Annotated in this window: 11 protein-coding genes and 1 tRNA gene; 3 read left to right on the forward strand and 9 right to left on the reverse strand. The window is 40.2% G+C overall.

What is annotated here, in order from left to right; genetic code table 11:
- Nucleotides 1–4: 4 nt before the first annotated feature.
- Nucleotides 5–328, reverse strand: a complete 324-nt coding sequence (locus BW139_RS08990; protein WP_076919423.1) for a c-type cytochrome — start codon at nt 326–328, stop codon at nt 5–7.
- Between the two features lie 173 nt (nt 329–501).
- On the reverse strand, nt 502–1,041 hold the full coding sequence (locus BW139_RS08995; protein WP_008113474.1) for a DUF2058 domain-containing protein: 540 nt from the start codon (nt 1,039–1,041) through the stop codon (nt 502–504).
- A gap of 186 nt (nt 1,042–1,227) precedes the next feature.
- Between BW139_RS08995 and BW139_RS09000 the strand changes: the two genes are divergently transcribed.
- The gene (locus tag BW139_RS09000; protein ID WP_076919424.1) at nt 1,228–2,376 is read left to right on the forward strand and encodes an MFS transporter; all 1,149 of its coding nucleotides are present in this window, start codon (nt 1,228–1,230) and stop codon (nt 2,374–2,376) included.
- Here BW139_RS09000 and BW139_RS09005 read toward each other — a convergent pair.
- On the reverse strand, nt 2,343–2,843 hold the full coding sequence (locus BW139_RS09005) for a prolyl-tRNA synthetase associated domain-containing protein (RefSeq protein ID WP_076919425.1): 501 nt from the start codon (nt 2,841–2,843) through the stop codon (nt 2,343–2,345). The genes BW139_RS09000 and BW139_RS09005 overlap by 34 nt on opposite strands.
- Before the next feature lies 1 nt (nt 2,844).
- Nucleotides 2,845–3,231 carry a hypothetical protein gene (locus BW139_RS09010; protein WP_008466302.1) on the reverse strand — a complete coding sequence of 129 codons (387 nt, stop codon included), beginning with the start codon at nt 3,229–3,231 and terminating at the stop codon, nt 2,845–2,847.
- 165 nt (nt 3,232–3,396) lie between these two features.
- On the opposite strand from BW139_RS09010, the gene BW139_RS09015 reads away from it, so the two are divergent.
- Nucleotides 3,397–3,472 (forward strand) — tRNA-Ala (locus BW139_RS09015).
- A gap of 178 nt (nt 3,473–3,650) precedes the next feature.
- Here BW139_RS09015 and BW139_RS09020 read toward each other — a convergent pair.
- On the reverse strand, nt 3,651–4,898 hold the full coding sequence (locus tag BW139_RS09020) for a glutamate-5-semialdehyde dehydrogenase (protein ID WP_008466301.1): 1,248 nt from the start codon (nt 4,896–4,898) through the stop codon (nt 3,651–3,653).
- Nucleotides 4,895–6,001, reverse strand: coding sequence for a glutamate 5-kinase (proB, locus tag BW139_RS09025; protein ID WP_008113486.1), 1,107 nt, complete (start codon nt 5,999–6,001; stop codon nt 4,895–4,897). The genes BW139_RS09020 and proB overlap by 4 nt, the downstream gene beginning before the upstream one ends.
- A gap of 862 nt (nt 6,002–6,863) precedes the next feature.
- On the opposite strand from proB, the gene BW139_RS09030 reads away from it, so the two are divergent.
- Nucleotides 6,864–8,723, forward strand: a complete 1,860-nt coding sequence (locus tag BW139_RS09030; protein WP_008113488.1) for a sodium:proton antiporter — start codon at nt 6,864–6,866, stop codon at nt 8,721–8,723.
- A 148-nt stretch (nt 8,724–8,871) separates the two neighbouring features.
- Here the strand turns inward: BW139_RS09030 and BW139_RS09035 are convergent, their stop codons facing one another.
- The 3 genes from BW139_RS09035 to hflC form a co-directional block, all read right to left on the reverse strand.
- Entirely contained in the window at nt 8,872–9,510 is a 639-nt protein-coding gene (locus BW139_RS09035) for a tetratricopeptide repeat protein (RefSeq protein ID WP_076919426.1), read from the reverse strand.
- 125 nt (nt 9,511–9,635) lie between these two features.
- A complete protein-coding gene (locus BW139_RS09040) occupies nt 9,636–10,949 on the reverse strand; it encodes an adenylosuccinate synthase (protein WP_008113490.1) in 1,314 nt (437 codons plus the stop codon).
- 210 nt (nt 10,950–11,159) lie between these two features.
- Nucleotides 11,160–12,038 (reverse strand): protease modulator HflC, encoded by an 879-nt coding sequence (gene hflC / locus BW139_RS09045; RefSeq protein ID WP_008113491.1) that lies wholly within the window; start codon nt 12,036–12,038, stop codon nt 11,160–11,162.
- Nucleotides 12,039–12,041: the final 3 nt, after the last annotated feature.

Raw genomic sequence — 12,041 nt, forward strand, 5'->3', positions numbered from 1 at the left:
GCGATTATTTTACTTTTGATAGGTAATCGGCAATTGCTTCAAATTCTTCATCAGTCACAGTCGCAACCATTGCTTTCATCGCCATAGACATACCATTGCTACGTGCGCCTGACTTGATGTCTTTCATTTGCGCTACTAAATACTCTTTGTTTTGACCATTTAGTTTAGGGTACATCGCCATAATAGGTGCTTTACCATCTGCACCATGACATGTTTGACAATTTTTAGCGGTGTAAAGTGCAGCGCCATCAGCAGCGGCTGCTGAAAATGAAAAACTTGCGGCTAAACCAATACCCGCGCCTAATAAAAGTGTTTTTATCTTGCTCATTGTATTTACTCTTCTTTTTACGGTTAAAAAAAACGGTTGTGATAATTGTAGTCAATAAATCTTTAAAAAGCATACGTCCTTGATAAGGTTTGACGATCAATCAGAACAAATACGTGTATCCCTCATAAAACAAATATTAGCTTGCCTTAGCTGAGCAGATACTTAATAACACCCTACCAAATAAGATCGTCTGGCACTTCAAAATCAGCATAAGGATCGTCTTCGTCTTTAGCTTTGTTCTCAGGTTCGACATGAAACACAATATACTTTTCATCAACCTCAGCCACTTTGCGTGCAGGCTCGTCTTCTAATACGTAAAACTGGCCTTCTAATACACAAATAGCTAAACGTCCGCCCGAGAGCGCCTTTTGCGTTTTCTCATTCACATCAAGCCCTTTCACTTTATTTTCATAAGTAAAGTTAAAGGTACGCTCACCGCGAATTGATTCTTGATTATGATGCTCTAGAATTTGCTTAACACGGGCTACTTGCTCGCGTTGCTTTAATTCTTCTTGGCGCGTTTTGTTAAGCTCTTCGGCTTTTTGCTGCTGCTCAAGCTTGGTTTGCTGAATATGTTTTTGCAAATCATTTGGGTTACTTGTCGCTCCCTTCTTTTGCTTTTTCTGTTGCTTGCGCTTTTCTGATTTAGCAACTTTGGCTTTATGTGATGTTGTTAAACCAGCTTGGAGCAATTGCTCTTGTAGTGACCCCATGGCGTGTTCCCACTAAAAACGAATATTAATGCTATTTTAATCACCAACGAGCGTAAATAACAGCGCTATTGGTATTAATCTAACAAACTACTGAAAACAAAGCATGATTTAGCGCAATAAAGATTAATTTATGAAAACCCTAGGATATAATGCGGTTCAACTAATAAGCAATGTTAACGGCAGTCGATGCGCTTACCTCACTTACTCTTTTGTTCTGTTTTCATTTTTTTTGTTTTATACGCACCACAGCCATTGTTAAGTTTATTTGCCACTGAATTTAATGTAGCGCCTGCCATTGCGGGCAGCTTAATGACTGCCACTATGCTGCCTTTAGCCATTGCCCCTTTGGTGTATGGGTTGTTTTTAGCCAAGCGAAACCCATTATTAATTTTACGCACTGCAATGTTATTCCTCGGTGTGGGCTGTATATTATTTATTTATGCCCCTAGCTTTGAGCTGCTGTTACTGGTTCGGTTTTTACAGGGGTTGACTTTGCCTGCCGCACTGACCGCTATGACCAGTTATATTGGTATGAGTTATCAAGCCGATACATTGCAAAAAAATATGACTCTTTATATTGGTAGTACAATTGTCGGTGGTTATTTTGGCCGAGTATTGGCTGCGCTCTTTAGCGACCTGTGGTCATGGCAAAGTTTTTATTACTTAATTGCTGCCGTGCTGATAATACTCGCGCTCAGTATTCCCCATAAACGCTTTGTCCTGAGTAACTCCAATGAGGTGTTATCACCATTGGATTATATTAAACAACTTAAAGAAGGCTCAGCACTTAAGCTCTATGGTGCCATATTTTGTATGTTTTTTTGCTTTGCAGCGCTATTAAACTACTTGCCTTTTATTTTAAAAAAGACCTTTTTAATTAATAACACCCGCGACATTGGCTTAGTTTATAGCGGTTATCTAATTGGCGCGTTAGCCTCTATTTTTACCCCGTGGTTATTAAAAAAAATGACCTCAGCTTGGCGCTTGTTGGCAGCGGTATTCCTATTTTATAACCTTAGTATTGTGTTATTAATGAGCCATTCACTGATGTTGTTTTTAGTTGCATTCACACTCTTTTGTGGCGCTATGTTTGTAATTCATTCAACGGCGGCCCCACTAGCTAATAAAATTAGTCACGCTCCACCGAGTGTTACTAATGGTTGTTACGTGTCATTTTATTACAGCGGTGGCGCACTAGGGTCATTATTACCTGGGGTGGTTTATCAAACGCATGGGCAAACCGCGTTTATGGCAACACTTCTTGCGGTTTGCTTATGTGGGCTGGGGCTTATTTTGTGGGCTCAGCGCGATGGCAAAAACATTACCCTAGGCTGATGTTCAGTAAAATCAAAGAAACGCAGTAAATCAGGCTTAGTTAATAGCCATGTTTGGGTATTTATAAATGGATGGCAATGAAATAAGTCGCCAAACCAAATATCCTGATCAAGCCAGAGCGTTACATCTCGTTGCTTATCGTTCATTAAGCTGAGCATCGATACACAGCCCGGCGCAACCTTTAGATACTTAGCCAAGCGCTCATTAGAGGCAAACCCTAAACGCGATAGTCCTTGTTGTTTAGAAAGTGATTTTAAATCGAGTTGTTTATCGTGCGCGGTGATCGCTAAAAAATGGCGCTTACCTTCGTTATCCCGCAAAAATAGATTTTTTAATCGTGTTCCTGGGCGATTCACCATCAGCTCATCGGCATCTAAGCTACCATGTAACGCTGGATGCTCAATTACATCATAGTTAATATCAAGCTGAGCTAACACCGCCGCTAATTTTTGTTTATCCGCTAACATACTACAAACAACGCCCTCTTAATTGCACACTTAAATCACGCCATAGCACTTCGTTTATTTCATGCTTGTCTGCACAATAGTTACGTTGTGCAAGCTCTTTATTAAGAAACTCTACCGCTTGATCTTCTAATTGCAACTTAAGCACGCTCGACTCTTCAAAATGCTCTTGTTCGGCAAAACGCTTTACATCGCTTCGGGTTAGCTTTTTATTGATATTAATTTGCTCGCGGCTCTTAGCCTTTACAGAGACCACATAGGCAAAAAGCTTGTTACCTTGCTCATCAAGGGTGTCATAAAATTGTTTATTATTAATTTCATAAGGAGGCTCATCTACCGAACTGGCACAACCAAAAAGGAAAACCATTAAAACTAAAGCGTATTTTTTCATTATGTATTGTCGTTTTAGTAAATATTGAGGCCGAGTTTAACAAAAATTAGTTAAAACGGAAAAATTTGTGAAAAAATACTTGACCAAAAACGTAAAAATATTTAAAGTTCACCCCGCTTAAGACTCAGCACTTAAGCATTTACAGTATATGTAAATTAGGAATGTGGGGCTATAGCTCAGCTGGGAGAGCGCCTGCCTTGCACGCAGGAGGTCAGCAGTTCGATCCTGCTTAGCTCCACCACTTTCCTACCTTCTCCTTTAAGTAATATCCTTATTTTTATATTCTAAATAAACGTCTCTGTTAATAATGCTTTGTATTTTTTAATCTCTTTGTTTGCTTAATTGTTTGATTTTGCTAAATCGAGATCAAAAATGCCGAGCAAAGCCCGGCATTTTTATCGTTTATAAGGTTGGGTAAGTTATTCGCGAACTTGACCAACACCATTCACTAAATATTTTTCAGTGGTTAATGACTCAAGCCCCATAGGGCCATAAGCATGTAGCTTGGTCGTTGCAATACCAATCTCTGCCCCTAAGCCTAGTTGTGAGCCATCAGAAAAGCGTGATGACGCATTAACCATAACAACCGACGCATCCACACTACGCTGAAATAACTCTGCTGCCGCATCGTTCTTAGTACAGATAACTTCAGTATGATTTGAACCAAATTGAGCAATGTGTTCAACCGCTGCATCAAAACTTGGCACAATGCGAATTGCTAACTCTAGGTCTAAGTACTCTTCGCCAAATTCGTTATCAGCAAGTACAGTAGCGTTATCAAAGTACTCAGCCGCCTTGGCATCAGCATTAATTTTTACACCTTCTTGACGAAGCACAACTGCACACAGATTTAAAAACTCATCAGCTACATCTTGGTGTACCACTAAACCCTCTAGTGCATTACATACGCCAGTACGTTGAGTCTTGCCATTTAGCAGTAGATTGAGCGCTACTTCTAAATCAGCATCTTTATCTACATATAAATGACAAACGCCTTTAAAGTGCTGAATAACAGGGATTGTGCTGTTTTCAGTAACATAGTTGATTAGGCCTTCACCGCCACGAGGGATGATTAAGTCAATGCTATCGCGTTGTTGCATCAATTCCATGAGCAAGGCGCGGTCAGGATCTGGGATCACTGAAATTAACGCCGTTGGTAGACCATGTTTAGTAAGCACGCTATGCATTACACTGGCAATGGCTTGTGAGCTTTTAAGCGCTTCTTTACCACCGCGTAAAATAACACCATTGCCTGATTTAAAGCATAATGCACCCGCGTCAGCCGTTACATTAGGACGCGCTTCATAAATCATACATACCACACCTAGTGGTACACGCATTTTACGAATTTTAATCCCATTAGGGCGCTCAGTAATGTCACGTAACTGACCAACAGGATCATCAAGTGAAACAATCACTTCGATACCTTCAGCCATGGCTTCAATACGCTCATCATTCAATGTTAGACGGTCTATCATTGATGCTGCTAAATTATTGTCGCGTGCAGCGCTTAGGTCACTTTCGTTTTCTTTAATTATAAATTCTTTTTGATCTCTTAATGCCGCTGCCATATCGGTTAACACTTTGTTTTTAGTCTCGGTATCGAGTAAAGCAAGTGTATGTGCAGCCTTTGCTGCTTGGCGTGATATATCCGTAATTAAACTCATGACTTCTCCAATAATGCGATATCTTTTTCTGAAATAATTGGTCCAATTGAATCCTGCATTTTTTCGCTGAATTCACTCTGCTCGTTATCTGCAATAAAGTTTAACAAGCAGCTACTGTAATTTGCTGTGGCTTTAGCTAAACGCGTACCATCTTCACTGCGCACTAAGATAGTGTCGCCCACAGCAAACTCGCCATGTACTTCTCTGATCTCATCGCCACGTAAGCAGCCGTCTTCACCTTCTAATGAATCATCGAACGATCCATCTACAACAACTTCACCCTGTTCATTAGCGGTGTGTGTCATCCAGTGAATAGAATCTTGCATTGGTTTTTCATAAGGCAAGAATACACTTCCTGGGTTTTCACCGGCTAACAAGCGAGTAAAGGTTTCTTCTTTAAAGCCATTAATAATGTAAGTTGCAATACCATGTGAAGTCGCTTTCTCTGCCGCTTCAATCTTGGTTTTCATACCACCTGTACCTACCGCACTGGTAGCACATCCTGCCATAGCATAAATAGAATCATCAATTGATTTTATTTCAGGCAATAATACGGCATCGTCATGCAAATTTGGGTTTTTATCATACAAGCCATCTACATCCGAGAAAATCATTAATGCATCGGCATCAGCGGCTGCTGCAACCATGGCTGATAGATTATCGTTATCACCCACTTTTAAATCATCTGTTGTTACTGCATCATTTTCATTAATGATAGGTAGCACGCCGTGCTCTAGCAATGTAAATACGGTTTCACGGATACTCTGGTAACGCTCACGGTCACGTAAATCACCATGAGTTAATAATAGCTGCGCTGATGGAAAATCAAAGAAACGATCCCACATAGCCATCATTTCTGTTTGTCCTGCTGCTGCCATCGCTTTTTTCATTACCACTGAACGAGGTTGTTCTGATGGAAATAAGTGTGAGCCAGCCGCTACAGAACCAGATGAAACTAAAATAACTTCTATTCCACGTGCGCGACAGCGAACAATAAACTGTGCGATGGTTAATAAATAACGTGAACGACAGCCATCTTGATCGGGTGCAATTAAGGCACTGCCCACTTTAAGTACGATACGTCGCCAATTTAACTTTTGCATAAGTGCTCAACTTTCCATTTAATTTGTATTCATCACATAGATGAATGAAACCAGGTCGCTATGTTTATAACACAGCGTCGAATTTGTTTATCATTGCCCACACTTTTTACACACACGTACACCGTCTCTAAAACTAGCGTTTTAAATTGAGATGCAAAAATAAATAGTATTAACCCAATAAATAAATCGGATCGTACTAACTAAAAAAATATAAAGTGTTGTTTATGTATCGCTGTAAAAGGCTGTGTGCGGCCTTTTTATTAACAACATACATAGAGCCTCTTAAGTCTGGTACACCAACAGATAGGGTGATGACTTAAGGACCGAGATTTAACCGCCACGATGGGGATTAAATATTGAAAGGTAATAGTTCAACTCAAACCTTTATTTATCTGCACTGAGCAAATAAACACCTTGAGCAAAACCATACCAAAGAGTTCGGTAAATGATATTGTATGTTCAAACATTACAAAACAAAGCAAAAACAATCAGTAAGAGAGTTAAGATGTTTATATCAAACATGATTAAGTATTTAAACTATAAACTTGGTTAGATAACTAATTATTCGAACACGAAGTATAATACGTCAAAGTAGCGGCTTAGATCAAGGCTAAAATTCAAGCTAAATAGGTCCACACTGCTAAAGCGAGTGTTTTTTACATTAACTATCATACAGTTAGACTACTATAAATAGGAGTTATATAGACTATAACTTTGATAACATTTTAGAAAATGACGTTAACACTAAATAAATAAGTATTATTTATTAGCTAAATTGAATTTACACGTGTATACCCACTGTATTACTGGTAGGTAACAGTTATACTTTTAAACATTATTAATATTAAGGAGTTTTTACTCTATGTCAGCAATTTATATAGCCGGTATTGCATTGTGTTCGGTGCTAGCCCAATGGGTCGCCTGGGCATTCAGAGTACCCGCTATTCTGTTTTTGTTGCTTACTGGGCTTTTATTAGGGCCATTTACTGGCGTATTAGACCCTGATGCTTTATTAGGCGATTTACTTTTTCCTGTGGTGTCTTTAAGTGTTGCTGTGATTTTATTTGAAGGGTCATTAACACTACATTTCCGGGAGCTTAAAGGGATCAGTAAAGTCGTAAGAAACCTCTGTTCTATTGGTATGCTTATGACCTGTGTCGTTATCAGTTTAAGCGCCTATTGGTTATTAGAGCTAAATTGGCGAGTCGCAGCAGTACTTGGCGCTGTGCTTGTTGTAACCGGACCAACGGTTATTGCGCCATTGCTTAACTCAATGCGACCCACTCAAGACATAGACCGTATTTTACGCTGGGAAGGCATAGTCATAGACCCTATTGGCGCATTATTCGCGGTATTAGTATTTGAAGCCGTGATGTTAGTTGGTCAGGGTGAAGTGCTTAGCCACACTATCGTTGCACTGGTTAAAACCGTTGGCGTTGGTTTGAGTATTGGTGTGGTTTCAGGCTGGATCACAACGCAACTAATGCGCCGCGAATGGCTGCCATTTGAGCTACATAAATTTGGCATTTTAGCGTTAGTGTTAATTAGTTTTTCGATTTCAAACCATTTAAGTCATGAGTCAGGCTTATTGGCCGTGACTGTATTTGGCATTTGGTTAGCTAATCAAGATGACTTAGAAATAGATTCGGTGCTTGAGTTTAAAGAAGATCTTTCGATGATTCTGATCTCAACTTTGTTTATATTACTCGCTGCGAGGTTACAACTATCTGACTTAATGATGCTCGACAGCGACGTATTTATATTTTTAGCTATTGTGTTATTTATTGCGCGCCCATTGTGTATTGCTATTTCAACCTTTGGCACCGATTTACCAATGAAGTCTCGCTTGGTGCTGGCTTGGATTGCGCCTCGCGGTATAGTTGCTGCAGCCGTAGGTTCTGTATTTGCATTAAGTATGATCGAAGCCGGTGTAGCCGATGCACAAAAAATGGTGCCATTGATATTCACGGTTATTATTGTCACTGTGGTACTGCAAAGCTTAACCGCTATCCCTGTTGCTAAATTGCTTGGGGTGCGCCAGCCCTCCCCTAATACTATTTTAATTATTGGTGCAAACCATGTATCTCGTGCTATTGCTCGTGGATTGAAAGAACAAAACATTCCCGTTCATTTATCAGACCCTGCTTGGGAAAACTGTAAAATGGCACGTATGGATGGTTTACCTTGTTATTACGGTAACCCACAATCTGAGCATGCTGAACGCTATTTACCTTTAACCACTATTCGCAGTGTTTTAGCGCTTTCACCTAATCGCCATCATAACGCATTAGGGGTGCAGTATTTTTCTCATTTATTGAATGAAAAAAATGTATTTTCACTACGCTCATCTTCATCACATGCTAAAGCAAATAAAGACAGTGCAACGTTCTTATCACGACAAATTTTGTTTGGTGAAAACGGCGCATATGCTCGTTTAAGTAGCGTGATAGCCAAAGGCGGTAAAGTGAGTGCAACACGAATCTCTGAAGAATTTAGCTGGCAGCAGTATTTAGAAATGAACCCTGAAGCAATTCCACTGTTTATTCTCAAAGGGGACAAAGACAGTGATGAAGACGCTCCAGTGAAAATGAGGCCTTTTACCAGTGATATGGAAAAGCCACCACAAGAAGGTGAGCGAGTGGTTGCGTTACAGCCGCCTAAGATATCGCTATTAAAAGATCCGGCCAATAACAAAGCCAAAGACAATAAAAAAGACGAGTAATAACTAAAAAGCGAGATTGCCACAAAGGCATTCTCGCTTTTTATTTACATACCTGAACTCTGGTTAAGAGATTTACTAACATTAAATCATAGTCATAATTAGGTTTATTCTCTCTAGCCAGAAATAGATTTATTATCCAGAGTTTAGGTTACATAGGTAAGCGCGCGCGGGTAACGACACTGGCTGGCATTTTTTCAGCAAGTTTTGTTAATGCTCGCTCTATTTTTTTATGTGTCGCTTTATCGGCTACCGTGGTGTTAAACAGCCAACGATAAGCATCTTCGAAATCTCTTGGACTACCATAACCTTGATTAAACAAGCCAACTAATCGTAACTGCGCTTTTAAGTTGCCTTGCGCTGACGCCTCACGTAAGTAGGTTATTGCCATGGTTTTGTCTTTTTGGACCAACTGCCCAACGTCGTAGTAGCGACCTAGTTGCTCTAATGCAGCCGCTAAGCCCTGCTCAGCCGCTTTTTTCATGTAATACACACCTAAAGCAACATCACGCTCAACACACACTTTATAAGCGAGCATATCACCGTATAGGAATTGATATGATGGCAATGCCATTTTATTGGCTCGCGCTTCTATATCTTGTACTAACTGGCAATTATCTGCCTTTACGCGGGCTAGATGAGTGTTCTCATTAATTAAAGCTATTAACTCAGATTCAGTATACAGCGGCACAGCTGCAGGACTTTCTTCAGCTAAGCTATTGCTTACATTAAATAAAGAAAGTGTGAGTAGTGATAATGACCACATAGAGCAACGAGAAGATAAACGCATATTAACCACTTTAAAAATAAACTTACCAAATAATATACAAAGATCGTTCCACTATTAATAGCGTCACTTTTCTGCAGACATAAAAAAAGCTGCACATGGCAGCTTTTTTCAACATAAACCCAATATTATGCAAATGGGCTACGAAGTATCATCGTTTCAACACGATCTGGACCTGTAGAGATAATATCAACAGGTACGCCAGTGATTTCTTCAATACGTTTAATGTAATCAATTGCCGCTTTAGGTAAACCTTCAAGCGATGTTACACCCACTGTATTTTCAGACCAACCAGGCATTTCTTCGTATACTGGCGTTACTTTATCGTAACCTTCAGCTGCTAATGGTGTCACGTTTGTCACAGTGCCATCTTCAAGCTTATAACCAGTACAGATTTTAAGTGTTTCTAAACCATCTAAAACGTCAAGTTTAGTTAAACAAAATCCTGAAATGCTGTTGATTTGGACTGCACGGCGCATAGCCACTGCATCTAACCAACCAGTACGACGTAAACGACCTGTAGTAGCACCAAACTCATGACCTTTGTCACCTAAATGCTTACCTACTGGGTCTTGCTTATCAAGGCCATCGTAAAGCTCTGTAGGGAAAGGACCTGAACCTACACGTGTTGTGTACGCTTTAATGATACCTAGTACATAATCGAGGTGTAATGGGCCAAAACCCGCACCTGTAGCAACGCCACCAGCGGTGGTGTTTGAAGATGTTACATAAGGGTAAGTACCGTGATCAATATCAAGTAGTGTACCTTGTGCACCTTCAAATAAGATGTTGTCACCGGCGTTACGCGTTTGATCTAAAAGCTCAGTTACATCAACTACCATTGCTTTTAAAATGTCTGCGACAGCCATTGCATCATCAAACGTTTTTTGAAAATCCACAGCATCTACTTTGTAGTAGTTCACTAATGTGAAGTTGTGGTATTCCAATACTTCTTTTAACTTAGTAGCAAATAATTCAGGATTGAATAAATCGCCAACACGTAAACCACGACGTGCTACTTTATCTTCATACGCTGGACCGATACCACGACCCGTTGTACCGATTGGTTTATCGCCACGCGCAGTTTCGCGAGCTACATCTAATGCAACATGGAAAGGCAATATTAGCGGACATGCTTCACTGATTAAAAGACGATCACGTACAGGTACGCCACGCTCTTCAAGCATGCCAATTTCTTTCATTAGCGCTTCTGGTGATAAAACAACACCATTACCAATCACACATTTAACATTGTCACGTAATACACCCGATGGAATAAGGTGTAGAACTGTCTTTTCACCGTCGATCACTAAAGTATGGCCAGCGTTATGACCACCTTGATAACGAACTACTAAAGATGCTTTATCTGTAAGGAGGTCAACTACCTTACCCTTACCTTCGTCACCCCATTGGGTGCCTAGTACAACAACGTTTTTACCCATTGCAAATTCACTTAGAGAAAATTAGGACGAGATTTTACCAGAAAACTAAAGCAATGTTCACCCCGTTTAGCTTATTTTTTCCTCGTGCGGCTAGTAAACATCAGTGTTTAGCTAATAATCACATAAATAACAATCATTTATAGCCTTAAAATTGAGATAACAAAAAGCCCTGCAATTGCAGGGCTTTTTCAAATTTAACTAAAGCTATGATTACTGAGCCTTCGCGCCTTTCATGTATTGGAAGAAGTCGCTATCCGGTGATAACACCATCACGTCTTGCTTGCCTTTGAAAGTTTGCTTATAAGCTTCTAAAGAGCGAACAAAGCTAAAGAACTCAGGGTCTTTATTGTAAGCACTAGCGTAAATCGCAGCAGCGTCAGCATCACCTTGACCACGAACAGAACGAGCATTACGTTCTGCATCGGCAAGCATTACTGTTACACGACGGTCAACACCTGCACGAATTGTTTCGGCTTTTTCCTGACCTTCAGAGCGGTGCTCTTTAGCAACTGCAGTACGCTCAGCGCGCATACGTTGGTAAATAGAGCTACTCACCTCTTGTGGTAAGTTAATTTGCTTAACACGCACATCAAGTACTTCAATACCAAGCTCACTAGCACTTTCAGAGGCTTGTACTAACGCTTCTTCCATCAGCTCGCTACGCTCACCAGATACAATTTCACGAATAGTACGCGTACCAAAGTTAGTACGTAGCCCATTGTTTACCTTTTGCTTAAGCAGTGTTTCAGCGTATTGCTTATCACCACGTGCACGCAGGTAAAAAGAGCTAAAGTCGTTTACGCGCCACTTTACAAACGAATCAACGATTAAGTCTTTTTTCTCGCTAGTTACAAAGCGATCTGGTGTACCATCTAGCGTTTGAATACGTGCATCAATGCGACGTACTTGGCTAAAAAATGGGACTTTTAAGTGTAAACCCGGACCATAAACTACAGCTTGATCATCGCTGTCTTTTTGCACTTTACTAAATAAAAGCACAATCGCTTTTTGACCTTCAGAGACCACGAACACCGACGAGAAAGACATCACAATGGCGGCTAATAGGATTACTAAACTAAAGTTTTTCATTGC

The organism is Pseudoalteromonas sp. SK18 (assembly GCF_001974855.1).
Lineage (GTDB): Bacteria > Pseudomonadota > Gammaproteobacteria > Enterobacterales > Alteromonadaceae > Pseudoalteromonas.

Coding starts and splice junctions, on each gene's coding strand:
- BW139_RS08990 (WP_076919423.1), bottom strand. CDS start 328: ATGAGCAAGATAAAAACACTTTTATTAGGCGCGGGTATTGGTTTAGCC.
- BW139_RS09000 (WP_076919424.1), top strand. CDS start 1,228: ATGCGCTTACCTCACTTACTCTTTTGTTCTGTTTTCATTTTTTTTGTT.
- proB (WP_008113486.1), bottom strand. CDS start 6,001: ATGCAAAAGTTAAATTGGCGACGTATCGTACTTAAAGTGGGCAGTGCC.
- BW139_RS09040 (WP_008113490.1), bottom strand. CDS start 10,949: ATGGGTAAAAACGTTGTTGTACTAGGCACCCAATGGGGTGACGAAGGT.
- BW139_RS08995 (WP_008113474.1), bottom strand. CDS start 1,041: ATGGGGTCACTACAAGAGCAATTGCTCCAAGCTGGTTTAACAACATCA.
- hflC (WP_008113491.1), bottom strand. CDS start 12,038: ATGAAAAACTTTAGTTTAGTAATCCTATTAGCCGCCATTGTGATGTCT.
- BW139_RS09030 (WP_008113488.1), top strand. CDS start 6,864: ATGTCAGCAATTTATATAGCCGGTATTGCATTGTGTTCGGTGCTAGCC.
- BW139_RS09010 (WP_008466302.1), bottom strand. CDS start 3,231: ATGAAAAAATACGCTTTAGTTTTAATGGTTTTCCTTTTTGGTTGTGCC.
- BW139_RS09020 (WP_008466301.1), bottom strand. CDS start 4,898: ATGAGTTTAATTACGGATATATCACGCCAAGCAGCAAAGGCTGCACAT.
- BW139_RS09005 (WP_076919425.1), bottom strand. CDS start 2,843: ATGTTAGCGGATAAACAAAAATTAGCGGCGGTGTTAGCTCAGCTTGAT.
- BW139_RS09035 (WP_076919426.1), bottom strand. CDS start 9,510: ATGCGTTTATCTTCTCGTTGCTCTATGTGGTCATTATCACTACTCACA.